The sequence below is a fragment of the Agromyces sp. Y782 genome (assembly GCF_059445405.1).
In genome coordinates this window covers 587,934-613,571 of the sequence record NZ_JCAIUG010000002.1, presented here as the reverse complement: position 1 = coordinate 613,571, position 25,638 = coordinate 587,934, and the positions used below count along the sequence as shown (strand labels likewise).

Sequence of the window (25,638 nt, the reverse complement as noted above, 5' to 3'; positions counted from 1 at the left end):
CGATCGGCTACTCCGCCTCGAGCTCGGCCTGCACCTCGGGGGTGAGGTCGAGGTTGCTGTAGATGTTCTGCACGTCGTCGCTGTCTTCGAGCGCATCGATGAGCCGGAACACCTTGCGGGCGGTCTCGGCATCGACCTCGACCTTGATCGACGGCACGAACGCGGCATCCGCCGAGTCGTAGTCGATGCCGGCCTCTTGCAACGCACTGCGCGCCGCGACCATGTCGGACGCCTCGGTGATGACCTCGAAGGTGTCCCCCTCGTCGGTGACCTCTTCAGCACCGGCATCGAGCACCGCGCCGAGCACGTCGTCTTCGGTGAGGCCGTCGGTCTTGCCGACGACGATGAGGCCCTTGCGTGCGAAGTTGTAGGCGACCGAACCCGGGTCGGCCATCGTGCCGCCGTTGCGGGTCATCAACGTGCGCACTTCTGCGGCCGCACGGTTCTTGTTGTCGGTGAGGCACTCGATGAGCAGAGCCACGCCGTGGGGGCCGTACCCCTCGTACATGATCGTCGTGTACTCGATCGACTCACCAGTGAGCCCGGCGCCCCGCTTGACGGCGCGATCGATGTTGTCGTTCGGAACAGAGGTCTTCTTCGCCTTCTGCACGGCGTCGACGAGGGTCGGGTTGCCGGAGAGGTCGGCGCCGCCCATCTTCGCGGCGACCTCGATGTTCTTGATGAGCTTCGCGAACGACTTCGCACGGCGCGAGTCGATGATCGCCTTCTTGTGCTTGGTCGTCGCCCACTTGGAATGCCCGGACATGCGTCTCCTGAATCGAATCCTCGCGCGGCCGGGTCGCGGCTCGCGCGCCACCATTCTAAGTCAGCGACAGCCGCTTCCTGAGCTTGGCGAAGGATCAGGCAAGCAGCTTCACGAGAGTGCGCAGATTGCGGTTCGTCGTCGTGGGCTTGAAGCGCGTCTTCGCCGTGAGCTTCGCGAACGCGCTGTCGACGCCGCGCTCACGGCGGTTGTGCCAGTAGATCACGCCGTCTCCTGGCGCGATCACGTCGTCGGCGGCATCGAGGTCACCGGCGGCTGCGATGAGCTGGGCGAGGTGCTCGGCATCCGAGCCGAAGAGCACGTACGGATGCCACCCCTCGCGCGTCGCATCGAAGGGGAACGCCGCGACGATCCGCTCGAGTTGCTCCCGGCTGATGAGCACGATCCAGGCTTCGTACCCGAAACGCTCGCCGAGCGCCTGCTCGATCTGCCTCTTCAGGGCATCGGATGTCGCGGCATCCGTCGTCTCGAATGCGATGTTGCCACTCGCGAGAACTGTGCGCACTCCCCCGAAGCCGAGACGCTCGAAGAGTTCGTGCAACGCCGCCGACTTCACCGTGATGCCGCCGACGTTCACTCCGCGGAGGAGCGCGATGTACCCGGTCATTCCCCTAACCTACGAGCCGTGACCTTGCCGAGGAAGTACTCGTGGAAGCGGTACTCCCCCGCGATCTCCGGGTGGAAGCTCGTGCCGAGCAGATTGCCCTGTTCGACGGCGACCACGCGGCCGTCGGCGAGCGTGGCGAGCGGAGTCGCCGCATCGCCGACCGATTCGACGACAGGCCCGCGGATGAAGACCGCGTGCACCGGCTCCTCGCCGAGCGCGGGGACGTCGAGGTCGGTCTCGAACGACTGGTTCTGCGATCCGAAGGCATTGCGGCGCACGACGACATCGAGCCCGCCGAGCGACTCCTGCCCGGCGATCGCATCGAGCACCGTGTCGGCGAGGATGATGAGGCCCGCGCAGGTTCCGTAGACGGGCAGTCCAGACGCGATCGCCGCCCGCAGCGGCGCTTGCAGACCGAACATGCGCGCGAGTTTGTCCATGACGCTCGACTCGCCGCCGGGGATCACGAGGCCGTCGATCGCGTCGATCTCCTCTGGGCGCCGCACGAGGGAGACCTCGGCGCCGAGCTTGGCGAGCACGTGCGCATGCTCGCGGAAGTCACCCTGGAGGGCGAGCACTCCGACGCGGGGCCCGGCCGAAGCCGGCCGCCGCGCGTCGAGGGAATCGCTCCGAAGGTTGCTCGTCACCACCCGCGCTCGGCCAGACGGTGCGGGGCGGCGAGGTCGGCGACGTTGATGCCCACCATGGCTTCGCCGAGTCCGCGTGAGACCTCGGCGATGACCGAGGGGTCGTCGGAGAAGGTGGTCGCCTTGACGACGGCAGCAGCACGCGCCTCGGGGTTGCCCGATTTGAAGATGCCAGAGCCCACGAAGACGCCGTCGGCGCCGAGCTGCATCATCATCGCGGCATCCGCCGGGGTGGCCACGCCGCCCGCGACGAAGAGCACGACCGGGAGCTTGCCGGTCTCGGCGACCTCGAGCACGAGTTCGTAAGGCGCCTGCAATTCTTTCGCAGCGACGTAGAGCTCGTCGCGCGACATCGACTTCAGCTGGTTGATCTCGGAGGAGATCTTGCGAATGTGCTTGGTCGCCTCCGAGACGTCGCCGGTGCCGGCCTCGCCCTTCGAGCGGATCATCGCGGCGCCCTCGTTGATGCGGCGCAACGCCTCGCCGAGGTTCGTCGCCCCGCAGACGAAGGGGGTGTTGAACGCCCACTTGTCGATGTGGTTGACGTAGTCGGCCGGCGAGAGCACCTCGGACTCGTCGATGTAGTCGACGTCGAGCGCCTGCAGCACCTGCGCCTCGACGAAGTGGCCGATGCGGGCCTTCGCCATGACGGGGATCGACACCTCGGCGATGATGGCGTCGATCAGGTCGGGGTCGCTCATGCGGGCGACGCCGCCCTGAGAACGGATGTCGGCGGGCACGCGCTCGAGCGCCATGACGGCGACGGCGCCGGCATCCTCGGCGATGCGCGCCTGCTCGGCCGTGACGACGTCCATGATGACGCCGCCCTTCAGCATCTCGGCGAGGCCGCGCTTCACGCGGCTCGAACCCGTTTCGGATACGGTCACAGGGAATCCTTTCGGACGAGCGCGCGCTCTCGTCGCGCATCAGAACAGATCAACAGAACTATTGTCCTAGGCCAAAAGATAGCATGATCGAAGACACGAGGAAGGGCGGTTCGTGACCATCGACATCGAGGGTCGTTCTGCGGCCGAGATCGCCGACAGCCTGCGCGGGCTCATCGAGCGCGGCGCACTCAGACCGGGTGACGCGCTTCCGCCGGTGAGAGCGCTGGCCGACCACCTCGGCGTCAATCGGAACACCGCCGTCTCCGCCTACCGACAGTTGACGAACGCCGGCGTCGTCATCACCCTGGGCCGAGGTGGAACCCGCGTGGCGGCCGCATCCGCCGTCGCTCAAGAGGGGTTCGCCGCTGACACGGCGCTCCGCGACATCGGCACGGGCAATCCGGATCCCGCGCGCATCCCCGACCTCTCCCACGCGCTGGCGAGCACAGCCCGGCGCCCGGTGCTGTACGGCGAGCCCGTCATCGATCCCGAGCTGGCACGATGGGCGCACACGTGGATGAGCGCCGATCTCCCCGCCGAGACGCCGATGCGCATCACGGTGACGAGCGGAGCCGCCGATGCTGTCGAGCGCCTGCTCGCCCAGGCACTCACCCGCGACGACGCCGTCGCCCTCGAAGACCCGTGCTTCCTCACGAGCATCCATACGGTCCGCCTCGCCGGCTACCGTCCGGTTCCGGTTCCCGTCGACGACGAGGGGATGACGGTCGCCGGTCTTCGGGCCGCACTCGATCAGGGGGTCCGAGCCCTGATCTGCACGCCGCGCGCGCAGAACCCGACCGGGGCGAGCCTTTCCGAGCGACGCGCGTCCGAACTGCGCGCGGTGCTCCGCGATCATCCGTACGTGCTCGTCATCGAGGACGACCACTACTCGCTGCTCTCGCAGGTGCCCTTCCACTCGCTCATCGGCGCCGAGCACCGGCGCTGGGCGCTCGTGCGTTCGGTGTCGAAGTTCCTCGGGCCCGACATGTGCCTCGCAGTCACAGCGTCCGATCCCGAGACCGCCGACCGGCTCGCGATGCGGCTGACACCTGGAACCACCTGGGTGAGTCACCTGCTGCAGCGGCTCGTGCACGCGCTCGCGACCGACCCGGGCGTCGAGGCGGGCATTCGAGCCGCAGGCGAGCACTACGCAGCCCGCAACGCCGCGTTCGCCGAACTGCTCACCGCGCAGGGAATCCACACCCGCCCCGGTGATGGCCTCAACGTCTGGGTCCCACTCGGCGCACCGGCGCGCGCCGTGTCCGAGCAGTTGATGCGACGCGGATGGCTCGCCCGGCCGGGCGACGAATTCGCACTCGGTGACACCGCACCATCCGAATGCCTGCGCCTGACCGTCCACGATCTCGAAGATGCCGAGCTGCGGAGGCTCGCGGCCGACCTCGGCGCCTCCGTGCGCAGAGTGAGCGAGCAGGCGGGCAACGGCGGGCGGAGTGCGCACGCCGGAGATGCGATGATCGATCGGTGAAGATTCTCTCGATCCAGTCCGCGGTCGCTTACGGTCATGTCGGCAACTCCGCCGCCGTCTTCCCCCTGCAGCGCATCGGCGTCGAGGTGCTGCCGGTCAACACGGTCAACTTCTCGAACCACACCGGCTACGGCGCCTGGCGCGGGCCGATGATCAGCCCCGACGACGTGCGCGAGGTCATCACCGGCATCGAGGAGCGCGGCGCGTTCCCGCAGATCGACGTGGTGCTCTCGGGTTATCAGGGCGGCGAGGGCATCGCCGATGTCATCCTCGACGCGGTCGCCCGGGTCAAGGCCGTCAATCCCGACGCCGTCTACGCGTGCGACCCGGTCATGGGCAATGCGAAATCCGGATGCTTCGTGGCCCCCGCTATCCCGATCCTGCTGCGCGACCGCGTCGTGCCCGCCGCCGACATCATCACGCCGAACCAGTTCGAGTTGGGCTTCCTCACGGAGACCGAGCCCGACACGCTCGAGTCGACCCTGGCCTCGGTCGACCTCGTGCGCGCCACCGGACCCCGCACGGTGCTCGTGACGAGCGTCGAGCGCCCCGATCGCGAAGACGGCACGATCGAGATGCTCGCGGTCGACGACTCCGGCGCCTGGATCGTGCAGACCCCGCTCCTGCCGATGAAGGCGAACGGCTCCGGGGATGTCACTGCGGCGCTGTTCACGGCGCACTACCGAGGTTCGGGCGACGCAGCGGACGCGCTCGCGCGCGCCACCTCGAGCGTCTTCGACCTGCTCTCGCTCACGCACACCTCGGGCGAGCGCGAACTGCAGCTCGTCGAGGCGCAAGAGGCCTACGCGAACCCGCGCATGCAGTTCGCCGTTCGCCAGGTGCGCTGACCCTCCAACGCCGGTCGAGTAGCGCCGTCACGAGGTCTCGATACGGCGCCGGCGCGCCTACTCGACCAACGGAGTGCCCGCCGGTCGAGTTGCGACGAAGGAGCGTATCGAGACCCCCAGACCGCACCTACACCACCGACGCCGGCCATGCCTCCGCGATCTCCTGACGCACCTCGCCGAGGAGTCGGGGCAGCGCCTTGGTGCCCGCGATGATCGGGAAGAAGTTCGAGTCGAGGGCCCAGCGCGGCACGATGTGCTGGTGCAGGTGCTCTGCGATGCCGGCACCGGCGATGCGGCCCTGGTTCATGCCGATGTTGAACCCGTCGCACTTCGACACCTGCTTCACGACCCGCATCGCAATCTGCGTCAGTTCGCCGATCTCGGCGACCTCTTCGGGCGTCGCCGCGTCGTACGTCGCAACATGCCGATAGGGGCAGACCAGCAGGTGTCCGCTGTTGTACGGGTAGAGGTTCAGCAGCACGTAAGCGTGCGTGCCGCGTGCGACGATGAGCGACTGCTCGTCGCTCATCTCGGGCGCGCGGCAGAACGGACAGGCGTGCTCGTCGGGCTGTTGACCGTGCTGGATGTACACGAGACGATGCGGCGTCCAGAGCCGTTGGAACGCGTCGGGTACGCCGGCGAGGTCTGCCGCGTCATCCGTCGGCACGCCTTCGAACTCGTCGGGCTGGTACGCAGTCATGAGAACAGGTCGTCGCGGGTGATCACCTGACGACGCTCCTCGATCACCTGCTGGATGCGCGCGACCGCCTCGGCGATCGCGACACCGTTCTCCTGGGTGCCGTCGCGGAAGCGGAAGCTCACAGTCTCGGCTGAGCGATCGTTCTCACCCGCGATGAGCTGGAACGGCACCTTCTGGGTCGTGTGCGTGCGGATCTTCTTCTGCATGCGGTCGTCGCTCACGTCGAGCTCGGCGCGTACGCCGGCACCCTTCAGCTGCTCGATGATCGCGCCGAGATATGGCACGTACTCGTCGGCGACGGGAATGCCGACGACCTGCACGGGCGCGAGCCACACCGGGAACGCCCCGGCGTAGTGCTCGAGGAGGATGGCGAAGAAGCGCTCGATCGAGCCGAACAGCGCCCGGTGGATCATGATGGGGCGCTTCTTCTGCCCGTCGCGGTCGGTGAACTCGAGCTCGAAGCGTTCGGGCAGGTTCGGATCGACCTGCACGGTCGAGAGCTGCCAGGTGCGGCCGATCGCATCTCGCGTCTTGAGGTCGATCTTCGGCCCGTAGAACGCGGCTTCACCGGGCATCTCGGTGAGCTTGAGTCCGCTCGCGCGGGCGACGTTGCGCAGCGCGTTCGTGGAGTACTCCCAGAACTCGTCTGAGCCGATCCACTTGTCTTTGTGGTCGTCCCGCATCGACAGCTCGAGCTCGAAATCATCGAGCCCGAAGTCGCGCAGCATCGAGATGACGAATGCGATGACCTTGGTGGTCTCCTCCTCGAGCTGGTCGGGGGTGACGAAGAGGTGCGAGTCGTCTTGCGTGAAGCCGCGCACCCGGGTGAGACCGTGCAGTGCCCCCGACAGCTCGTTCCGGTACACGGTGCCGTTCTCGGCGAGCCGCATCGGCAGGTCGCGGTAGCTGCGCCCGCGCTCCTTGTAGATGAGGATGTGCATCGGGCAGTTCATGGGCTTCAGGTAGTAGTCCTGGCCCTGCTTCGTGACGTTGCCCTCGGCGTCGCGCTCCTCGTCCATGCGGATGGGAGGGAACATGCCCTCCTTGTAGGTGACGAGGTGGTTCGACTGCAGGAAGAGGTCTTCCTTCGAGATGTGCGGGGTGTACACGTAGGTGTAGCCGCCCTCCACGTGGCGACGGCGTGCGTGCTGCTCCATCTCCATGCGCACGACACCGCCCCGGGGGTGCCACACCGAGAGGCCAGACCCGATCTCTTCGGGAAAGCTGAACAGGTCGAGTTCGCGCCCCAGCTTGCGGTGGTCGCGGCGTGCGGCTTCCTCGAGTCGGTGCTGGTACGCCCGCAGTTCGTCTTTCGTCGCCCACGCGGTGCCGTAGATGCGCTGCAGTTGCGGGTTCTTCTCGGAGCCTCGCCAGTACGCCGCAGCAAGGCGCGTGAGCGCCCAGCCGTTGCCGATCATGCGGGTGTTCGGCAGGTGGGGTCCGCGGCAGAGGTCCTTCCAGATGGTCTCGCCGGTCTTCGGGTCGACGTTGTCGTAGATCGTGAGCTCGCCGCCACCGACTTCGACGGACTCGTGGTCGTCGCCCGTCGACTCGCCGTGTCCGGCCCCGCCCTTCAGGCCGATGAGCTCGAGCTTGTATGGCTCGTCGGCGAGCTCGGCGCGGGCTTCGTCGTCGGTCACGACGCGGCGCATGAAGCGCTGGCCGGCACGGATGATGCGCGACATCTCTTTGTCGAGCGATTTGAGGTCTTCGGGCGTGAACGCCTCGGCGACGTCGAAGTCGTAGTAGAAACCGTCGCTGATGGGGGGGCCGATGCCGAGCTTGGCCTCGGGGTTCACGGCCTGCACCGCTTGGGCGAGTACGTGGGCGGCCGAGTGCCGCAGAATACTGAGCCCGTCAGGCGAGTCGATCGTGACAGGTTCGACCGCATCCGTGTCGGTGACCGTCGTGGCGAGGTCCTTGAGCTCGCCGTTGACGCGCATCGCGACAACGGATCGGTCGGTGAAGAGCTCGAAGCCGTCGGCCACCTGGTCCACTCCTTGCAGTAGGAAAACGAATCCTTCAACTGTAGTCGGCGCATCGTGGCCGCTCGGCACCTCGATGGTGGCCCTGAACCGTTGTCGGGGCGACGATTTCACGCTCTTGCGCGATCCACGCAAGTACGTGTCAAGAGCCGCCTGAACTTCCACCTTCTTTCGACCATTTCCGCAAGAACTCGACTTTTCCGTGATGTTCCCTCACGTTCCCTTGTGACGGGATGCGATCGCGCCGTACAGTCGGCACACTCGGCGAGCGCGGATCGCCCACCGAGGTGTCCGATGGCGTGCAACCACCATAAGGAGACGAGTCGACGATGACGCGTATGACGAGCCCTACTCCACTGCCACGACGTGCGCCACGACCGGCCCGCGTCGCAGCGCTCGCCGCAGCCGGGGCGTTGGCGCTCGGCGCGATCGCGGGCGCTCCGCTTTCCGCGGGTGCGGCACCCGGCACGGCGCCGCCTCCCGTCGTCACTCGTGCTGCACTCGACCCCGCCCTCGTCGAGGGGCGAGGGGCATCCGTCGCGTTCCTCGAGCAGGAGGCCGAGTTCTCGGTGCATACCGGCACCGTCATCGCCCCCGACCGAAGTGCGTACACGCTGTCCGCCGAGGCCTCGGGCCGGAGCGCGGTACAGCTCGCGCCGGGCCAGTACGTCGAGTTCACGCTCCCGGCGGCAGCGAACGCCCTCACCGTGCGCTACAGCATCCCGGATGCGCCGAACGGCGGCGGCATCGAGGCTCCCCTCGACATCACCGTCAACGGCAAGCACAAGCGCACCATGACGCTCACATCCGAGTTCGCCTGGCTCTACAACCAGTACCCGTTCACGAATGACCCGAATGCCGGCCTCCTCCACCCCGACTGGTGGATCACCGAGTGCGCTTGCGTTCCCGGTGACGGGTACGAGGTCGCGAAGCCGTTCCGCCCGATGCACTTCTACGATGAGCAGCGGATGCTCCTCGGCAAGTCCTCCCGCGCGGGCGACGTCATCCGGCTCACCGCGCCGGCGGGCACGAATGCCGCTTCGACCACGATCGACCTCATCGACACCGAGCAGGTCGATCGGCCGCATGTCCGGCTGAAGGCCGCGAACGTACTCCTGTTCGGTGCAGACCCGTTCGGTCGTCGCGATTCGGCGAAGGCGTTCGATCGTGCGATCGCATTCGCGCAGCGGCACGACCTGCCCGTCTACGTGCCGCCGGGTAAATTCCGGGTCGATCGGCACATCATCGTCGACGACGTGACGATCGAGGGCGCGGGCAGTTGGTACACGACCATCACGGGCGAGCAGGTGGCCCTCGACGAGCCCTCACCTGATGGCTCCGTGCACACCGGCGTCGGCTTCTACGGCAAGGATGCCTCGGCGGGTGGCAGCTCCAATGTGCACCTCTCGGGCTTCACGATCGAAGGCGATGTGCGCGAACGCATCGACACCGACCAGGTGAACGGCATCGGCGGCGCGATGAGCGACTCGACGATCGAAGGGCTGTACATCCGGCACACGAAGGTCGGCATTTGGCTCGACGGTCCGATGGACGCCCTGACCGTGAAGGACAACATCATCGTCGACCAGATCGCCGACGCCCTGAACTTCCACGGCGGTGTGACGAACTCGACCGTCTCGAACAACTTCATCCGCAACACGGGGGACGACGGGCTCGCGATGTGGTCGGAGCACACCGCGAACGCGAACAACACGTTCGACCGGAACACGGTGCAGACCCCGACCCTCGCCAACGGCATCGCGATCTACGGCGGCACCGACAACACCGTGTCGAGCAACCTCATCGCCGATCCGATCCGGGAGGGCAGCGGCATCCACGTCGGGTCCAGATTCGGTGCCGAGGCATTCACCGATCACCTCTGGATCACCGACAACACCACGGTTCGCGCGGGCACCTACGAGTTGAACTGGAACATCGGGCTCGGTTCCATTTGGCTCTACGCGCTCGATCAGTCGATCGACGCCGACATCCAGGTCGTCGGCAATCACTTCCTCGACAGCACGTACAACGCGATCATGCTCGTGGCCGACTGGCCGGTGAAAGACCTCTACGGCATCACCGATGTCCATTTCGCCGACACGCTGGTCGACGGCACCGGAACATCGGTGCTGAGTGCACGTGTCGCAGGTTCCGCCAGCTTCGAGAACGTCGATGCGCGCAACGTGGGGGCGGTCGGGGTGAACAATTGCGGTTCGTTCAACTTCCCGCCCACAGGCTCCGAGTTCTCGATCGTCGACCTCGGCGGCAACGACTCGAGCGGCGTGAACACCACCGGGCCATGGCTCGCCCCGTGGGAGCTGCCCAACACCATCACGTGTGATGATCGCCCTGCGGTGGTCGCGCCGCCGGCACCGTCGCCGTGGTGGTGAGTGCACCTGATCGCCGATCGGGTCGCTTCGGTGTTCGCACTGAGGCGCACACTTCGATGGCGATACTAGAGTTTTGCTCATGTTCAATGACGACAAGGAATCCCCCGGCGGCGGCTTCGACGACCGGGTCATCCACCTCTCCGAATTCGAGGCGGATATCACGCCCGCCGACTGGATGGAGAAGCACCGTCTCGACAGCCTCTTCCCCGGGCCGGTCTTCTGGGCGCCGATCGAGACCCTCACCCCCACGCGCACGGTCGGCAGCGGACGAACGAACCTCACACTGATCCGACCCACGATCATGCAGACGGATGCCGCGACCCCCCACGCCGGATTCGACCTGCGCGAGACCCCGAACCGGAACCCCGCGGTCTCGGTGCATTTCGCCCCCGGGGCGTACGGCATCACCGGAGTGGGCACTTACGTGTTCACCTTCGCCGTCGACGCACCGACGCGGGCCGCGTTCAGCCCGACCGGCTTCGCCGGAGGCGGAACCGTCGACGCGCCTGGATCGATCCGGTTCAGCGGGAGCCGCGTGATCACGATCATCCTGAGGAACGTGCCACCGACGGCCGAGGTGTGGGCAGCGATCGAACAGACCAGTGGCGAGACCTGGTCGTGGTTCAGCACTCGGATCGGGCACCCGCCGCTCGTGCTCGAGGTGCTGCAGCCCTGAGGAACAACCGGAGCGCAGCCCTCGAGAGCACGTTGGTACACCCTGAGTTTGTCGGACCGGCCTGCTGCCCCAAATGGCGAGTTGCAATACTGCCCGAGTATTGCCCACGCGATCCAGACAAGAAAAAACCCCCGGTAAACCGGGGGCCTCGTGGTGGGCGATACTGGGATCGAACCAGTGACCTCTTCCGTGTCAGGGAAGCGCGCTACCGCTGCGCCAATCGCCCAAGTCAGAGAATGGAAGTTCTCAGCTTGGAGGTGGATACGGGATTCGAACCCGTGTATACGGCTTTGCAGGCCGCTGCCTCGCCTCTCGGCCAATCCACCGTGTCTGGGTTCACCACCAAAAGAGCAGGAATCGGGCTTTCGCCCGATCCTGATCAGAGCGGATGACGAGATTCGAACTCGCGACCCTCACCTTGGCAAGGTGATGCGCTACCACTGCGCCACATCCGCAACGCCCGCATTTCTGCGTGCAGAGAGACTCTAACCGATTCTCTGAACGATTCACAAACCGAGCGGATCGAGTGGCCCGTTCGCGCCGGTCACGACGGGATTCCATGCCCGCTTCCCGGGCGTGTCGAGGCCATTCGTCTCGCAACCGCGGAGCTAGCGCTTCGTGCGCCTCCGCCTGCTCGATGTGCATTCGCCCTACCCTGTCGGCTAGTATCGAGTCCGCAGTCACCACGCGTGACCGTGAATGACATGGGCGATTGGCGCAGCTGGTAGCGCGCTTCCTTCACACGGAAGAGGTCATCGGTTCGAGTCCGGTATCGCCCACGAAAGCCCCCACTCCACTGGGGGCTTTCTTCATTCCTCGCGCGCCTCGAACGCGCCCTCCCATTCGGCCCTCGTGTTGTGGCTGCTGCGGCCGCCCACTACGGTGTGCCGTGAACACGCATCGATACGAGGGGGAACCATGTCGGGCGAAGTGTCGTTCATCGAGTTCGGGGCAGCGGATGCCACGACTGCACGCAGCTTCTACGGGAAGCTCTTCGGCTGGTCGTTCGAGTCAGGGCCGGGCGGCAACGGCTACGCGGTCGACGGTGCGGGCGTGCCCGCCGGTGTGCACGGCGGCGATCCGGGCGCCGCACCGTATGTGTTCTTCAGGGTCGATGACCTCGACGCCGCTGTCGCCTCGGTCGAACGCCTCGGCGGTACCGTCGAATCGCTTCCCGGTGCCGATGACGAGGAGACCGTCGCCATCTTCGGTCAGTTCCGGCTGTGCCGTGACGATCAGGGCTCCCCGTTCGGGCTCCACCATCCGCCGCGGGCGTGAGGCTCACCGCCAGCCGTAGCGCGCGCCCAGTGCAGCCGCCACGAGCCGGTAGCGCGCCGCATCGAGCGACGCCGCCTCGCGCCGCATGCCGCCCGCCCGCACCCGGAACACCCGATCGATGCTCGCCCAGCTCGGGCGCCCCGCGGCGTCCCACGCGCCATCGCCGAGCGCGACGAAGTCGCGATCGGCCTCGTGCGCCTTGCTGGTCAACTGCACGGCCAGGTAGTCGCCTGCACCGGATGCCGCGATGATCACGACCGGCCTGTCTTTGCCACGCCCGTCGTTCTCTTCGTATGGCACCCAGGTCCAGACGACCTCACCGGGGTCGGGCTCGCCGTCGCGTGCTGGCGCGTAGCCGAGCCTGACACCCCGCAGCTTCCGCGGATCCACCTCGACGGTGGCCGACGGCCCCGCCTGCCCCGGTGAGAGCGTGTCGGTCGCCGTGGCCGCCCGCGACGGGGCATCCGAAGACCGCGTCGACCCACTGCCGACGAGCGATCTGAATACGCGAGTAAGGGCGGTGAGGAAGCGGCTGGTGTCTGACACACCGGCACACTACCCCACCGCCCACGCGGACCGACGGGCCCGCTCACTGCGGGCCCGCCAGGATCAGACGCTCTCGAGCTTGTAGCCCTCTTCGCCGTGCACGACGGTGTCGATGCCCGCGATCTCGTCTTCGTTCTTCACACGGAAGCCGATCGTCTTCTCGATCGCGAAGCCGAGCACGAAGGCGACGATGAACGAGTAGAGCATCACTGCGAGTGCGGCGATGGTCTGCACTGCGAGCTGGCCGAGGTCGCCGCCGGTGAAGAGGCCGGTGTCGATGGCGAAGAAGCCGAGGTACAGGGTTCCGATGAGGCCGCCGACGAGGTGGATGCCCACGACATCGAGCGAGTCGTCGAAGCCGAGCTTGAACTTCAGCTCGATCGCGAGCGCGCAGACCGCACCGGCCACAGCACCGAGGAGCAGTGCCCAACCGGGCTCGAGGTTCGCACAGGCCGGGGTGATCGCGACGAGACCGGCGACGGCACCGGAGCCGGCGCCGACCGAGGTGGGCTTGCCGTCCTTGAACTTTTCGACGAGCATCCAGCCGATGATTGCAGCTGCGGTTGCACCCAGCGTGTTCACGACGATGAGTCCGACGTTGGCGAGTCCGTTCAGCCACTCGGCACCGGCGTTGAAGCCGAACCAGCCGAACCAGAGGATTGCGGCGCCCAGGAGAACGAGCGGCACGTTGTGCGGCTTGTCCATGCCCTTCTGGAACCCGACGCGCTTGCCGAGCACGAGCGCGAGCGCCAGGGCCGCAGCACCCGCATTGATGTGCACGGCGGTACCACCGGCATAGTCGATGACGCCGGGCAGGCCGAGCGTCTCGCCGAGGTTCAGGATCCAGCCGCCACCCCACACCCATGCCGCGACCGGGAAGTAGACGAGCGTCGCCCAGATGCCGGCGAAGATGAGCCACGAGCCGAACTTGGCGCGGTCGGCGATGGCACCGGAGATGAGCGCGACCGTGATGATGGCGAAGGTGGCACCGTACGCGACACCGATGAGGTCGGTGTTCGCCGTCTCACCCGTTGCGAGCGAGCCGAGCCCGAAGTCCGAGAACGGGTTGCCCGCGAAGTCCCAGACGCCGCCCACGGCGCTCATGTTGAAGCCGTACAGCAACCAGAGCACGCTGACGAGCCCGAGTGCACCGAAGCTCATCATCATCATGCTGACGACGCTCTTGGCCTTGACGAGGCCGCCGTAGAAGAAGGCGACACCCGGCGTCATGAACAGCACGAGCGCTGTAGCCGTGACGGCCCACGCAATGCTTCCCGTATCCATTGGAATTCCTTACACCTCGGTGAATCTGCAGGGGACATACCGCGAGGGGTGACGGGGCGTCGGTCTCGGGTACTGCGATCAGAATGGTGTGGTGAGGTTTCGGCGACGCTGCAGGGTTCGTTTCGCGTCGGTTACGAACGAGCGCCCTGTGTAACGAGCATGTTTCCGGATGCCGGGAGGCCGCCGACAGATCGACGGAAACGGGGTGCCGCAGTTGCGGGCGACACCGTCGATGCGACATCCGTTCGGCGGCCGCCGAGCGACGGGCCAGACCAGCGGATGCCGCGTAGCGGGCGTCAGCCGTGCGGCGGCAGCTCACCCGTGGTGAGCGCGATCATGCGCGACATGGCTCGCAAGTACTTCTTGCGGTAGCCACCGGCCATCATATCGGAGGCGAAGACCTCGTCGAGCGGCAGGCCGCTCGCGATGATCGGCACCTCGGCGTCGTAGACGCGGTCGATGAACGCGACGAGGCGCAGTGCAGCGTTCTGGTCGGTGAGCTCGTGCACGCCCTCGAGCGCGATGAACTCGAGTCCGGCGACGAGCTTGACGTACTTCGAAGGGTGCACGGTCGCCAAGTGCTCGACGAGTTCGTCGAAGCCGTCGAGCGAGACGCGATGGCCGCGAGCTGCGAGCGCGGCCGCCGTGCGAGCGACGTCGGCGTCGCCCGCGAGGGATTCGGCGTGACCCTCGGTGTCGCGGCGCCGATAGTCGAGCCCGTCGATGCGCAGCGTCTCGAAGTTCGACGAGAGTGCGTGGATCTCACGGAGGAAGTCGGATGCGGCGAACCGCCCTTCGCCGAGCGCGTTCGGCGGGGTGTTCGAGGTCGCGGCCACGCGGGTGCCGCCGGCCATGAGTTCGCCGAGGAACCGCGTCATCAGCATCGTGTCGCCCGGGTCGTCGAGCTCGAACTCGTCGATGCAGACGAGTTTCGCGCCCCGCAGCAGCTCGACCGCCGGCTGGTAGCCGAGAGCGCCGACGAGGGCCGTGTACTCGATGAAGGTGCCGAAGTACTTCGGGCCGTGCGCCACGTGCCACAGCGCGGCCAGCAGGTGCGTCTTGCCGACGCCGAACCCGCCGTCGAGATAGACACCGGGCAGCTCGATGCGCGCAGGACGCTTGCGAGAGAAGAACCCGCCCGGACGCTGCGCCGCGCGCCAGGCACCTGCGAACTCCTTCAACCGCTCGAGCGCGGCCTGCTGCGACGGGAAGTCGGGGTCGGGGCGATACGACTCGAACGATGCGTGCTCGAACTGCGGCGGCGGCGAGAGCTCCGAGGCGATCTCGGCGCCCGAGATCGATGGGCTCCGCTCGACGAGACGGATGAGGGCATGGCTCGATGCCGTGGTCATGCTGGAGGAGCTCCCGTATTGCATCGGATGACGGCCGCACTGACTTCGCCCCGTGCGCCGCGTAGATTCGTGGTGGACAGGTGATCAGCCTAGTCCGCTCCCCCAAACGCCCCGCCCGACCGGGCACCCCAGGAGGCTCCCATGTCCGCCGAATTCGACTCCGCTGCGAAGCTCGCCGAGTACGCCCACCCCGAGCGTCTCGTCACCACCGAATGGCTCGCCGAGCACCTCGGTGAACCCGGCCTCGTCGTCGTCGAATCCGACGAAGACGTGCTGCTCTACGAGACCGGGCACATTCCCGGCGCGGTGAAGATCGACTGGCACACCGAACTGAACGATCCAGTGGTGCGCGACTACATCGACGGCGAGCAGTTCGCTGCCCTCCTCGGTTCGAAGGGCATCGCCCGCGACAGCACGGTCGTGATCTACGGTGACAAGAACAACTGGTGGGCCGCCTACGCGCTCTGGGTGTTCACGCTCTTCGGCCACGAAGACGTGCGCCTCCTCGACGGTGGCCGCGACCTCTGGATCGCCGAGGGTCGCGAGATCACGACGGATGCCCCCGAGGTCACGCCGGTCGAGTACCCCGTGGTCGAGCGCGACGACAGCGTCGTGCGCGCCTACAAAGAGGACGTGCTCGCCCACCTCGGCAATCCGCTCGTCGACGTGCGCTCGCCCGAGGAGTACAGCGGCGAACGCACGACCGCGCCTGCGTATCCCGAAGAGGGCGCCCTGCGTGCCGGGCACATTCCCACCGCGGCATCCGTGCCCTGGGCCCGTGCCGCGGCCTCCGACGGCACCTTCAAGTCCCGCGAAGAGCTCGACGCCATCTACCGAGGCGAAGTCGGCCTCGAAGACGGCGACGACATCATCGCCTACTGCCGCATCGGCGAGCGTTCGAGCCACACCTGGTTCGTGCTGAACCACCTCCTCGGCTTCGAGAAGGTACGCAACTACGACGGTTCGTGGACCGAGTGGGGCAGCGCGGTGCGGGTTCCGATCGTGACCGGCGAAGCGCGCGGAGAACTCCCCGCCCGCTGAGATGGCCGACGGGCGGGGTCGCTCGCCACCATGGGAGAATGAGATCGATGGACGCGCCGACCCTGCCTGCCCGACTCGCCGAGATACGAGACGATTTCCTCGCACTCGAGGTGCGCGATCGTCTGCAACTGCTGCTCGAGTTCTCGAACGAGCTGCCCGAACTGCCTGCCCGCTACGCCGAGCACCCCGATCTCTTCGAGCGGGTCGAAGAGTGCCAGTCGCCCGTGTTCATCTTCGTCGAGGTCGATGAGGGCCGGGTGCATCTCTACGCGACCGCGCCGGCGGAGTCACCGACCACCCGCGGGTTCGCCTCGATCCTTGTGCAGGGCCTCCATGGTCTGACGGTGCAAGAGGTCTTCGACGTGCCCGCCGACTTCCCGCAATCGCTGGGCCTCGCAGCGGCCGTCTCCCCGCTGCGCGTTCGCGGCATGACTGGCATGCTGGCCCGCACCAAGCGGCAGCTGCGCGATCGCATCGCCGCCTGACCGGCGATCGGAGTACTCGCAACGACCAGGCGGTCAGCCCACGATCTGCGCCTCGTCGCCGAGTCGAGCGACGCTCTCACCGCGTCGGGTGAGCCAGTCGTGCACGAGCCCCGTCCATCGTTCGGGATCGTGATTCCAGAGCTTCGTGTGCCGCGCACCCTCGAACTCCTCGAACTCGATGAGGTCAGGCCTGGCCGCGGCGAAGCGGCGTGATCCGTCGATCGGTACGAAGCCGTCGTCGACACTGTGCATCAGCAGCATCGGCACGTCGAACTCGTCGGCCCGAGCGATGGGGTCGAGCTCCTCGACGTCGATCGGCGCCGCGATGCCGGTGAGCCCGGCCCCGAGCGGCCCGCCGAGCACCCGCACCACGAGGTCGCCGAGCTCTGGCGGGAGGCCCTGCAACCGGCCCTGGAATCGGAGGATGTCGGTCCAGTCGATGGCGGGCGAGTCCAGCATGACGCCCACGAGATGTTCGCGCACCTCCGCAGAGCGCAACACCGCCTGGAGCGTGATCGCACCGCCCATCGACCAGCCCATGAGCACGATCTGCTCGGCACCGTGCTCGACGGCGAATCGCGTCGCAGCGACCACGTCCGCCCACTCGGTGCCGCCGAGCCCGTACTTGCGGTCTTCGCTCTCGGGCGCCTCGCTGTCGTTGCGGTAGGAGATGAGCAACGAGTTCCAGCCGGCGGCACGCACCGGCGGCACGGCGCGGAGACCCTCTGGTCGTTTCGACCCCCGGCCGTGCACCTGGATCACCCAGCGCGCCGAAGCATCCGCAGCCCTGATGAGCCATGCCGGGGCCGGGCCCAGCTCCGTCTCGATGACCACGTTCTCGTACGGCGCATCGAGTTCCCACGGCCCGAGGTGGTACCAGCCGTTGATGCGGCCGCGCCGCGCCCGGTCGAGTCGGCCGAAATCGACGGATTCGATGCCGCGACGCACCTCGCGTTCACCGTCGTCGATGACGTCGCCGAGTCGGGCGTGCCCCGCGTCGTGATCGAACCACAGCCCGTACCGGCCCCGCATGCGGGTCTCGTCGGAGCCGACGAGCGTGATCTCGCCCGCCGCGAGGTCGACTCGGGCGACGCGTACGTCTTCTTCGTGCTTTTCGGGCGGAGTGACGACCTTCCGTGCGAAGTACACGGCGAGGGCGGCGGTCGCCGCGCCGATCGTCACCGCGATGAGCCCCACGGCGGCAGCCGCGATCCCGATTGCAGAACTCGTACCGTGCGTTCGACGCATCCGTTCCTCCCGAACCAGCCACCGTGTGCAGAGTGATGCGGCGTGCCGCCGACGTCCCCCGCACCCGAGACTCTAGTCTGCACACGTGCCCGACTCCGCGCCTCCGCTTCCTCCCGAGTTCGAGGCCGCGCTCGACTCGTTGCGTGCGGCCGCTCCGCGGTCCGAGCTGCGCGTCAGCGAAATCCCGGCTCCGGGCTCGCTCGCACCGAACGCGGTCGCCCTCTCGGCCGACGTCACGCCGAGTCGTCACGACGATTCCGAACTCGGCACCGGCCGGTTCGTGCTGCTGCACGACCCGAGCGAACCGGAGGCTTGGGGCGGCCGATTCCGGGTCGTCTGCTTCGCGCAGGCACCTCTCGAGACCGACATCGGCCTCGACCCCTTCCTCGCGGATGTCGCGTGGTCGTGGTTGGTCGACGCACTCGACGCACGTGGTGCCCGTTACATCGCGGCGTCGGGCACAGCAACGAAGATCCTCTCCACCGGATTCGGTGAGCTGGCCCGGCAGGGCGACGGCGCCCAGATCGAGTTGCGCGCCTCGTGGACCCCCCTCGACTCGACCATCGGCCCGCATGTGGAAGGCTGGGGAGAGTTGTTGTGCATGCTCGCAGGACTCCCACCCCGATCGGAAGGGGTGACCGCACTGCCACGTCGGAGGTCGAACCGTGGATGAATTCCGGGTGATCGATACGCCCGCCGCCTACGATGAGGCGGTGCGGCGGCTCCTCGATGGCGAGGGGCCGATCGCCGTCGATGCCGAGCGTGCGAGCGGATTCCGCTACTCCCAGCGGGCCTACCTGATCCAGATGTACCGGCGCGGTGCGGGCACCTTCCTCTTCGATCCGCCCCAGATTCCCGACTTCTCCGAGCTCCAGGCCGGTATCCGCAGCGAAGAGTGGGTGCTGCACGCAGCCAGTCAAGATCTCGCGTGCCTTCGCGAGGTCGGGCTCGATCCCGACCGCATCTTCGACACCGAACTCGCGGCGCGGTTGCTCGGCATGCCGCGCGTCGGCCTGGCATCGGTGGTGGAAGAGCTCCTCGACATCCGTCTCGCCAAAGAGCATTCGGCGTCCGACTGGTCGACGCGGCCTCTGCCGCAATCGTGGCTGAAGTACGCCGCTCTCGATGTCGAGCTCCTCGTCGATGTTCGCGAACGCCTCGGCGTCGCCCTCATCGACGCCGGCAAAGCAGAGTTGGCTGACGAGGAGTTCGGTGCCGTGCTGCATCGTGCGGCCAAGCCGCCGGCTGCCGAGCCGTGGCGCCGTCTCTCCGGCATCCACGCGATGCGGGGGCCCCGAAACCTCGCGGTCGCCCGCGAGCTCTGGCTTTCACGCGACGAACTCGCGACCGAGACCGACGTCGCACCCGGTCGTCTGGTTCCGGATGCCTCGCTCCTCGCGGTCGCGCGCTCGTTGCCGTCGACCCGGCGCGCGCTCGCCGACCTTCGCGAGTTCAACGGTCGCGCGAGCCGCACCGAACTCGATCGTTGGTGGGGCGCTGTGGAACGCGGCCTCACGACGTCCGAGCTGCCGGCCGTGCGGGTTCCCGGCGATGCGCCTCCCCCGCCGCGCGCGTGGGCGGCGCGCAATCCCGAAGCCGATGCCCGGCTGCGCATCGCGAAGGTGGCGGTCGCCGAGATCGCGGAGCAGATCGACATGCCGATAGAGAATCTGTTGACGCCCGACCATCTGCGCCGGGTGGCATGGACCCCGCCGTCTGAACCGACTGCGGAGGCGATCGGCGATGCCCTGCTCGCGCTCGGCGCGCGCCACTGGCAGGTTGCGGCAACCTCACAGACAATCGCCGATGCATTTGTCGAGGCAGCACAATCGGTTGAAGACGCCACCTCCGACGCTTCGTAGGTTCCGTCAAGCGATTCAGCGGCTCCTCGGCGGCCTTCGTAGGATCGAAGCAACTGATCGAAAGTGAGCTGCAGCGTGGCTGATCAAGCTGAAGTCGTGTTCGTCGACGGGGTCCGCACCCCGTTCGGCAAGGCCGGCGACAAGGGCATGTACTGGAACACCCGAGCCGACGACCTCGTCGTGAAGGCGATCGTCGGACTCCTCGAACGAAACCCGAACGTCCCGAAAGACCGCATCGACGATGTCGCCATCGCCGCGACGACTCAGACCGGAGACCAGGGGCTCACTCTCGGACGAACGGCCGCGATCCTCGCAGGCCTCCCGAAGACGGTCCCGGGCTTCTCGATCGACCGCATGTGCGCGGGCGCCATGACGGCCGCCGCGATGATGTCGGGCTCGATCGGCTTCGGCATGTACGACCTCGCGATCGCCGGCGGTGTGGAGCACATGGGCCACCACCCGATGGGGTCGGGCGTCGACCCGAACCCGCGCTTCCTCAGCGAGAAGCTCGTCGGCGAAGACGCCCTCGTCATGGGCGCGACCGCCGAGCGCATCCACGACCGGTTCCCGCAGCTCACGAAGGAGCGCAGCGACCGCTACGCCCTCGCCAGTCAGCAGAAGACGGCCGCGGCCTACGCCGCAGGCAAGATCCAGCAAGACCTCATCCCGGTCGCGATCCGCACCGAAGAAGGCTGGGGACTCGCCACTCGTGACGAGGTCATGCGTCCTGAGACCACCCTCGAGGGCCTCGCTGCGCTGAAGACCCCGTTCCGCCCGCACGGCCGCATCACCGCCGGCAACGCATCCGGGCTGAACGACGGCGCGACCGCGGCGATCCTGGCTTCCGGTGCTACCGCCAAAGAGCTCGGTCTCTCGCCGAAGATGAAGCTCGTCAGCTACGCTTTCGCCGGCGTCGATCCCGAGATCATGGGCATCGGCCCTATTCCCGCGACCGAGAAGGCCCTCCGAAAGGCCGGCCTCACGATCGCCGACATCGGCCTCTTCGAGATGAACGAGGCGTTCGCGGTGCAGGTGCTCTCCTTCCTCGACCACTACGGCATCGCCGACGACGACCCCCGCGTGAACCCGTGGGGCGGTGCGATCGCGGTCGGCCACCCGCTCGCCTCCTCTGGGGTGCGCCTCATGAACCAGCTCGCGAGCCAGTTCACCGAGCGGCCCGACGTGCGCTACGGCATCACGAGCATGTGCGTCGGCCTCGGCCAGGGCGGCACCATGGTCTGGGAGAACCCGAACTACGACAAGAAGGCGAAGAAGGCCTGATGACCGACTACAGCACGATCGACTTCGGTTCGCTGCTCGCCCTCGCGGGCGACGACGAGGTCGTCACGCACTCGTACGTGCGCGACATCCCTCTGGCTTCGGGCAAGACGCTCGCACTCATCACTCTCGACAACGGACGCGACCACACGCGCCCGAACACGCTCGGTGCGGCGACACTGCTCGAGTATGCGAAGACGCTCGATGAGCTGAAGGCGCGCGCCGCCGCCGGTGAAATCGACGCGGTCGCCGTCACGGGCAAGCCGTTCATCCTCGCTGCCGGCGCCGACCTCTCGAAGGTCGCCGACATCCCCGACAAGGAGACCGCGAAGAAGTTCGTGCAGCTCGGCCACTTCGCGCTCGCGAAGATCGGCGAGGTCGGCGTGCCGTCATTCGTGTTCTACAACGGCCTCGCACTCGGCGGGGGCCTCGAGATCGGGTTGCATGCCGACTACCGCACGGTGGATGCCTCGGCGCCGGCCCTCGCGCTGCCCGAGGTCTTCCTGGGCCTGATCCCCGGCTGGGGCGGCGCGACGATCCTGCCGAACCTCATCGGCATCGAGAACGCGCTCAAGGTCGTCATCGAGAACCCGCTGAAGCAGAACCGCACACTCAAAGGCCAGGATGCATACGACCTCGGCATCGCCGACGCGATCTTCCCGTCGGTGAGCTATCTCGAGGACTCCATTCGCTGGGCCGACGACGTCATTTCCGGACGGGTCAAGGTCAAGCGGTCGAACGAACCCGGCAAGGTGGAACGCCTCGTCAAGTGGGATGCCGCTATCGGCATCGCCACCAAGATGCTGAAGAGCCGCATCGGTTCGATTCCGCAGTCGCCGTACGTCGCGCTCGACCTGATGAAGGCAGCGAAGAGCGGCACGCGTGCCGAGGGATTCCAGCGTGAAGACGAGGTGCTCGCCGACCTCATCGCGGGCGACCAGCTTCACGCATCCATCTACGCCTTCAACCTCGTGCAGAAGCGGGCCAAGCACCCGGCGGGCGCTCCCGACAAGGCACTCGCGAAGAAGGTCACCAAGGTCGGCGTGCTCGGCGCCGGCTACATGGCGAGCCAGCTCGCCCTGCTCTTCGTGCGCCGCCTGCGGGTACCGGTGGTCATCACCGACATCGACCAGGCACGCGTCGACAAGGGTGTGGCCTACATCGCGGAGGAGATCGACAAGCTTCTCGAGAAAGGTCGCATCTCCCCCGATGAGGCGAACCGGTTGAAGGCCCTCGTCACGGGCACGACCGACAAGGCCGACTTCGCCGACTGCGACTGGGTCATCGAGGCCGTCTTCGAAGAGCTCGAGATCAAGCAGAACGTCTTCGCCGAGGTGGAGCAGTTCATCTCGCCCGAGGCCGTGCTCGCCACGAACACCTCCTCGCTGTCAGTCGAGCAGATCGGCGCGAAGCTCGCACACCCCGAGCGCCTGGTGGGCTTCCACTTCTTCACTCCCGTCGCGGTCATGCCGCTGATCGAGGTCGTGAAGACGCCGCACACGGATGAGGCGACACTGTCGACCGCCATGGTGACCGCGAAGAATCTGCGCAAGAACGCCGTCATCACGGCCGACACACCCGGATTCGTCGTCAACCGAGTCCTTGCCGTGCTGCTCGGCGAGGCGATGCGCGCGGTCGACGAGGGAACCTCGTTCCAGACCGTCGACGAGGCCATCGCGCCGCTCGGTCTACCCATGGCGCCGTCGGCACTGCTCGACCTCGTTGGCCTGAAGGTCGGAGCGCACGTGCTCGACACGCATCATTCGGCGTTCCCCGACAGGTTCTACCGCAGCGAGAACCTGCACAAGCTCGCCGACTACGGCAAGCTGCTCGACAAAGACGACAAGGGCAAGGTCAAGGGCTTCGACAAGGGTGCCCTGAAGATCGTCGCCGGCGGCAAGAACCCGCGCTCGGCCGACGAGATCCTCGTCGCCCTGCAAGACGGCCTCGCGCGCGAGGTGCGACTGATGCTCGACGGCGACGTCGTCGCGGCGGCCGAAGACATCGACCTCTGCATGTTGCTCGGTGCCGGATTCCCGTTCCAGATGGGCGGTCTGACACCGTATCTCGACCGTGTCGGCGCGTCGGAACGCGCCTTCGGAGACACCTTCCACCACCCGACGATCACGGGTGTCGGAGCGTAACGTCCGGCTCGAGACGAACGGCCTTCGGCGTCACGCCGAGGGCCGTTTGGCCGTACCGATAGTGCCGCGGCCCCGAGGCATCCGATTCGCGGCCTCGACGCCGAGTCAGACGCGCGGCTGCGGTCTCGTGTCGGTCGGGACGTCTGCATCGACCCCGGCACCGCGCGCGTGCGGCAGCTTCGAACCGAGCACCATCGCGGTGACGTCTCGGGCAATGTGCTGGGGGGTCAGGCCGACCCGTTCGAGGATGTCGGCTCGCGAACCGTGATCGAGGAACTCGTCGGGCAATCCGAGTTCGGTCACCGCGGTGTCGACGCCGGCCTTGCGCAGGTCCTGCCTGATGCGGGTGCCGATGCCGCCCACACGGATACCGTCTTCGATGCTCACGACGATGCGATGCTCGGCCGCGAGGTCGATGACGCTGCGGGGCACCGGCACGACCCAGCGCGGATCCACGACGGTGGCCCCGATGCCCTGCGCCTCGAGGCGCTCAGCCACCTGGAGGCCGGTGTCGGCCATCGGCCCGACCGTGACGATGAGCACGTCTTTACGCTCGGACTCGACGAGGACGTCGACCCCGTCGGCTGTGCGCCGCACGGCATCGAAGTCGACGCCGACCGTGCCCTTCGGGAAACGGATGACCGTGGGCCCGTCGTCGACGACCACGGCCTCCCCCAGCTCTTCGGTGAGTCGCACCGAGTCTCGCGGGGCAGCGATGCGGATGCCGGGAACCACCTGCAGAATCGAGAGATCCCACACGCCGTGGTGGCTCGGCCCGTCGGGTCCGGTGACACCGGCCCGGTCGAGCACGAAGGTGACGCCCGCCTTGTGCAACGCGACATCCATCAGCACCTGGTCGAAGGCCCGGCTGATGAAGGTCGCATAGACCGCGACGACGGGGTGGAGTCCGCCGAACGCGAGGCCCGCCGCGGCGGTGGCCGCGTGCTGCTCGGCGATGCCGACATCGAAGACCCGGTTCGGGAACCGTTCGGCCATGCGGTGCAGGCCCGTGGGACGCAGCATCGCTGCAGTGATGCCGACGAGTCGTTCGTTGCTCTCGGCGAGGTGCACCATCTCGTCGGCGAAGACGCCGGTCCACGACGGCGCCGAGGCGGTACCGAGGGACTCGCCCGTCTCGGGGTCGATCTGCCCGACGGAGTGGAACTGGTCAGCGGCATCGCGCAGCGCCGGCTCGTACCCGCGCCCCTTTTCGGTGATCGCGTGCACGATCACCGGCGCGCCGTAGTCTTTCGCCTGGCGGAGCGCCGCCTCCAGGGCGTGCTCGTCGTGACCGTCGATCGGACCGATGTACTTGATGTCGAGGTTGGAATACAACGCCTCGTTGCCGGTGAACCGGCTGAGGAAGCCGTGGAGTCCGCCGCGCACGCCCCGATAGAGCGCGCGTGCCGGCGCGCCCATGTTGTCGAACGCGCGGCGACTCGAGAGGTGCAGGTTGCGGTAGCTCTGCTTCGTGCGAACGGTGTTCAGGAACCGCGCCATGCCGCCGATCGTCGGCGCATAGGAACGGCCGTTGTCATTGACGACGACGACGAGCTTGCGCGTGTTGTCGTCGGAGATGTTGTTCAGCGCCTCCCACGTCATGCCACCCGTGAGGGCACCGTCGCCGACGACGGCCACGACGTGTCGACCGGTCTGTCCGGTCATCTCGAACGCCTTGGAGATGCCATCCGCCCACGACAGTGAGCTGGAGGCGTGCGAGCTCTCGACGATGTCGTGTTCGGATTCGGACCGTTGCGGGTAGCCCGCGAGCCCGCCGGTCTGGCGGATGGTCGAGAGGTCTTTCCGCCCGGTCAAGAGCTTGTGGACGTACGACTGATGCCCGGTGTCGAAGACGACTGCGTCGCGCGGCGACTCGAAGACCCGATGGATCGCGATCGTGAGCTCGACGACGCCGAGGTTCGGTCCGAGGTGGCCGCCGGTCTTGGAGACCGACTCGACGAGATACTCACGGATCTCGCCGGCGAGCTGATCGAGCTGATCGGGACTCATCGCATCGAGATCGCGAGGTCCCGAAATCGTCTCGAGCAGGGTCATTCGTCTAGCCTCCGGAGATTCACTGGCGCTGCCGCCGAACGGAACGATTCTACGC

At 67.2% G+C, this 25,638-nt stretch carries 22 protein-coding genes and 4 tRNA genes; 12 read left to right on the top strand and 14 right to left on the bottom strand.

Annotated features, from left to right (window positions below; translation table 11 throughout):
• Window positions 1–7: 7 nt before the first annotated feature.
• From AC1C2S_RS17055 to pdxS, 4 genes are all read right to left on the bottom strand, one after another.
• Window positions 8–766 carry a YebC/PmpR family DNA-binding transcriptional regulator gene (locus tag AC1C2S_RS17055; RefSeq protein ID WP_495353789.1) on the bottom strand — a complete coding sequence of 253 codons (759 nt, stop codon included), beginning with the start codon at window positions 764–766 and terminating at the stop codon, window positions 8–10.
• Window positions 767–860: 94 nt separating this feature from the next.
• Window positions 861–1,391 carry a DUF1697 domain-containing protein gene (locus tag AC1C2S_RS17050; RefSeq protein ID WP_495353788.1) on the bottom strand — a complete coding sequence of 177 codons (531 nt, stop codon included), beginning with the start codon at window positions 1,389–1,391 and terminating at the stop codon, window positions 861–863.
• A complete protein-coding gene (gene pdxT / locus AC1C2S_RS17045; RefSeq protein ID WP_495353787.1) occupies window positions 1,388–2,038 on the bottom strand; it encodes a pyridoxal 5'-phosphate synthase glutaminase subunit PdxT in 651 nt (216 codons plus the stop codon). The genes AC1C2S_RS17050 and pdxT overlap by 4 nt, the downstream gene beginning before the upstream one ends.
• Window positions 2,035–2,925, bottom strand: a complete 891-nt coding sequence (pdxS, locus tag AC1C2S_RS17040; RefSeq protein ID WP_495353786.1) for a pyridoxal 5'-phosphate synthase lyase subunit PdxS — start codon at window positions 2,923–2,925, stop codon at window positions 2,035–2,037. Before pdxS ends, pdxT begins: the two co-directional genes overlap by 4 nt.
• A 112-nt stretch (window positions 2,926–3,037) precedes the next feature.
• Between pdxS and AC1C2S_RS17035 the strand changes: the two genes are divergently transcribed.
• The gene (locus AC1C2S_RS17035; RefSeq protein WP_495353785.1) at window positions 3,038–4,411 is read left to right on the top strand and encodes an aminotransferase class I/II-fold pyridoxal phosphate-dependent enzyme; all 1,374 of its coding nucleotides are present in this window, start codon (window positions 3,038–3,040) and stop codon (window positions 4,409–4,411) included.
• Window positions 4,408–5,259: a pyridoxal kinase PdxY gene (gene pdxY, locus AC1C2S_RS17030; RefSeq protein WP_495353784.1), complete on the top strand. Its 852-nt coding sequence runs from the start codon at window positions 4,408–4,410 to the stop codon at window positions 5,257–5,259. Before AC1C2S_RS17035 ends, pdxY begins: the two co-directional genes overlap by 4 nt.
• Window positions 5,260–5,386: 127 nt before the next feature.
• On the opposite strand, the gene AC1C2S_RS17025 is transcribed toward pdxY, so the two are convergent.
• A complete protein-coding gene (locus tag AC1C2S_RS17025; RefSeq protein ID WP_495353783.1) occupies window positions 5,387–5,959 on the bottom strand; it encodes an HIT family protein in 573 nt (190 codons plus the stop codon).
• Window positions 5,956–7,902 carry a threonine--tRNA ligase gene (thrS, locus tag AC1C2S_RS17020; RefSeq protein ID WP_495354418.1) on the bottom strand — a complete coding sequence of 649 codons (1,947 nt, stop codon included), beginning with the start codon at window positions 7,900–7,902 and terminating at the stop codon, window positions 5,956–5,958. The genes AC1C2S_RS17025 and thrS overlap by 4 nt, the downstream gene beginning before the upstream one ends.
• Window positions 7,903–8,282: 380 nt before the next feature.
• On the opposite strand from thrS, the gene AC1C2S_RS17015 reads away from it, so the two are divergent.
• Together AC1C2S_RS17015 and AC1C2S_RS17010 are read left to right on the top strand one after the other, a co-directional pair.
• Window positions 8,283–10,334 (top strand): glycosyl hydrolase family 28-related protein, encoded by a 2,052-nt coding sequence (locus tag AC1C2S_RS17015; protein WP_495353782.1) that lies wholly within the window; start codon window positions 8,283–8,285, stop codon window positions 10,332–10,334.
• A gap of 79 nt (window positions 10,335–10,413) precedes the next feature.
• A complete protein-coding gene (locus tag AC1C2S_RS17010) occupies window positions 10,414–11,010 on the top strand; it encodes a hypothetical protein (RefSeq protein ID WP_495353781.1) in 597 nt (198 codons plus the stop codon).
• A gap of 151 nt (window positions 11,011–11,161) precedes the next feature.
• On the opposite strand, the gene AC1C2S_RS17005 is transcribed toward AC1C2S_RS17010, so the two are convergent.
• From AC1C2S_RS17005 to AC1C2S_RS16995, 3 genes are all read right to left on the bottom strand, one after another.
• Window positions 11,162–11,236 (bottom strand) — tRNA-Val (locus AC1C2S_RS17005).
• 26 nt (window positions 11,237–11,262) lie between these two features.
• Window positions 11,263–11,336: transfer RNA gene (locus AC1C2S_RS17000), tRNA-Cys, on the bottom strand.
• Between the two features lie 57 nt (window positions 11,337–11,393).
• Window positions 11,394–11,465: transfer RNA gene (locus AC1C2S_RS16995), tRNA-Gly, on the bottom strand.
• Window positions 11,466–11,716: 251 nt separating this feature from the next.
• Here AC1C2S_RS16995 and AC1C2S_RS16990 point away from each other — a divergent pair.
• Window positions 11,717–11,789: transfer RNA gene (locus AC1C2S_RS16990), tRNA-Val, on the top strand.
• 139 nt (window positions 11,790–11,928) lie between these two features.
• Window positions 11,929–12,288 carry a VOC family protein gene (locus AC1C2S_RS16985; protein WP_495353780.1) on the top strand — a complete coding sequence of 120 codons (360 nt, stop codon included), beginning with the start codon at window positions 11,929–11,931 and terminating at the stop codon, window positions 12,286–12,288.
• Window positions 12,289–12,291: 3 nt separating this feature from the next.
• Here the strand turns inward: AC1C2S_RS16985 and AC1C2S_RS16980 are convergent, their stop codons facing one another.
• The 3 genes from AC1C2S_RS16980 to zapE form a co-directional block, all read right to left on the bottom strand.
• A complete protein-coding gene (locus tag AC1C2S_RS16980) occupies window positions 12,292–12,834 on the bottom strand; it encodes a type II toxin-antitoxin system PemK/MazF family toxin (RefSeq protein WP_495353779.1) in 543 nt (180 codons plus the stop codon).
• A gap of 63 nt (window positions 12,835–12,897) precedes the next feature.
• Entirely contained in the window at window positions 12,898–14,118 is a 1,221-nt protein-coding gene (locus AC1C2S_RS16975; RefSeq protein WP_495353778.1) for an ammonium transporter, read from the bottom strand.
• A gap of 296 nt (window positions 14,119–14,414) precedes the next feature.
• Window positions 14,415–15,470 carry a cell division protein ZapE gene (gene zapE / locus AC1C2S_RS16970; RefSeq protein WP_495353777.1) on the bottom strand — a complete coding sequence of 352 codons (1,056 nt, stop codon included), beginning with the start codon at window positions 15,468–15,470 and terminating at the stop codon, window positions 14,415–14,417.
• A gap of 141 nt (window positions 15,471–15,611) precedes the next feature.
• On the opposite strand from zapE, the gene AC1C2S_RS16965 reads away from it, so the two are divergent.
• Complete coding sequence (locus AC1C2S_RS16965; protein ID WP_495353776.1) at window positions 15,612–16,511, top strand: sulfurtransferase; 900 nt, start codon at window positions 15,612–15,614, stop codon at window positions 16,509–16,511.
• Between the two features lie 47 nt (window positions 16,512–16,558).
• Window positions 16,559–16,996: a SufE family protein gene (locus AC1C2S_RS16960; protein ID WP_495353775.1), complete on the top strand. Its 438-nt coding sequence runs from the start codon at window positions 16,559–16,561 to the stop codon at window positions 16,994–16,996.
• A 33-nt stretch (window positions 16,997–17,029) separates the two neighbouring features.
• Here AC1C2S_RS16960 and AC1C2S_RS16955 read toward each other — a convergent pair whose 3' ends face one another.
• Window positions 17,030–18,244, bottom strand: coding sequence for an alpha/beta hydrolase family protein (locus AC1C2S_RS16955; RefSeq protein ID WP_495353774.1), 1,215 nt, complete (start codon window positions 18,242–18,244; stop codon window positions 17,030–17,032).
• Window positions 18,245–18,329: 85 nt separating this feature from the next.
• Here AC1C2S_RS16955 and AC1C2S_RS16950 point away from each other — a divergent pair, with 85 nt between their 5' ends.
• From AC1C2S_RS16950 to AC1C2S_RS16935, 4 genes are all read left to right on the top strand, one after another.
• On the top strand, window positions 18,330–18,917 hold the full coding sequence (locus AC1C2S_RS16950) for a DUF3000 domain-containing protein (RefSeq protein WP_495353773.1): 588 nt from the start codon (window positions 18,330–18,332) through the stop codon (window positions 18,915–18,917).
• A complete protein-coding gene (locus AC1C2S_RS16945; protein WP_495353772.1) occupies window positions 18,910–20,106 on the top strand; it encodes a ribonuclease D in 1,197 nt (398 codons plus the stop codon). Before AC1C2S_RS16950 ends, AC1C2S_RS16945 begins: the two co-directional genes overlap by 8 nt.
• 75 nt (window positions 20,107–20,181) lie before the next feature.
• A complete protein-coding gene (locus tag AC1C2S_RS16940) occupies window positions 20,182–21,387 on the top strand; it encodes a thiolase family protein (protein ID WP_495353771.1) in 1,206 nt (401 codons plus the stop codon).
• Complete coding sequence (locus tag AC1C2S_RS16935; protein WP_495353770.1) at window positions 21,387–23,528, top strand: 3-hydroxyacyl-CoA dehydrogenase NAD-binding domain-containing protein; 2,142 nt, start codon at window positions 21,387–21,389, stop codon at window positions 23,526–23,528. The genes AC1C2S_RS16940 and AC1C2S_RS16935 overlap by 1 nt, the downstream gene beginning before the upstream one ends.
• A 105-nt stretch (window positions 23,529–23,633) precedes the next feature.
• On the opposite strand, the gene dxs is transcribed toward AC1C2S_RS16935, so the two are convergent.
• On the bottom strand, window positions 23,634–25,583 hold the full coding sequence (gene dxs / locus AC1C2S_RS16930; protein WP_495353769.1) for a 1-deoxy-D-xylulose-5-phosphate synthase: 1,950 nt from the start codon (window positions 25,581–25,583) through the stop codon (window positions 23,634–23,636).
• Window positions 25,584–25,638 lie beyond the last annotated feature (55 nt).

Bases quoted from the DNA above. Each gene is read 5' to 3' on its own strand.
- AC1C2S_RS16985 (WP_495353780.1), top strand. From the start codon at position 11,929: ATGTCGGGCGAAGTGTCGTTCATCGAGTTCGGGGCAGCGGATGCCACG.
- dxs (WP_495353769.1), bottom strand. From the start codon at position 25,583: ATGACCCTGCTCGAGACGATTTCGGGACCTCGCGATCTCGATGCGATG.
- thrS (WP_495354418.1), bottom strand. From the start codon at position 7,902: ATGCGCGTCAACGGCGAGCTCAAGGACCTCGCCACGACGGTCACCGAC.
- AC1C2S_RS17055 (WP_495353789.1), bottom strand. From the start codon at position 766: ATGTCCGGGCATTCCAAGTGGGCGACGACCAAGCACAAGAAGGCGATC.
- AC1C2S_RS16955 (WP_495353774.1), bottom strand. From the start codon at position 18,244: ATGCGTCGAACGCACGGTACGAGTTCTGCAATCGGGATCGCGGCTGCC.
- AC1C2S_RS17025 (WP_495353783.1), bottom strand. From the start codon at position 5,959: ATGACTGCGTACCAGCCCGACGAGTTCGAAGGCGTGCCGACGGATGAC.
- AC1C2S_RS17015 (WP_495353782.1), top strand. From the start codon at position 8,283: ATGACGAGCCCTACTCCACTGCCACGACGTGCGCCACGACCGGCCCGC.
- zapE (WP_495353777.1), bottom strand. From the start codon at position 15,470: ATGACCACGGCATCGAGCCATGCCCTCATCCGTCTCGTCGAGCGGAGC.
- AC1C2S_RS16965 (WP_495353776.1), top strand. From the start codon at position 15,612: ATGTCCGCCGAATTCGACTCCGCTGCGAAGCTCGCCGAGTACGCCCAC.
- AC1C2S_RS16960 (WP_495353775.1), top strand. From the start codon at position 16,559: ATGGACGCGCCGACCCTGCCTGCCCGACTCGCCGAGATACGAGACGAT.
- AC1C2S_RS16935 (WP_495353770.1), top strand. From the start codon at position 21,387: ATGACCGACTACAGCACGATCGACTTCGGTTCGCTGCTCGCCCTCGCG.
- AC1C2S_RS17010 (WP_495353781.1), top strand. From the start codon at position 10,414: ATGTTCAATGACGACAAGGAATCCCCCGGCGGCGGCTTCGACGACCGG.
- AC1C2S_RS16975 (WP_495353778.1), bottom strand. From the start codon at position 14,118: ATGGATACGGGAAGCATTGCGTGGGCCGTCACGGCTACAGCGCTCGTG.
- AC1C2S_RS17050 (WP_495353788.1), bottom strand. From the start codon at position 1,391: ATGACCGGGTACATCGCGCTCCTCCGCGGAGTGAACGTCGGCGGCATC.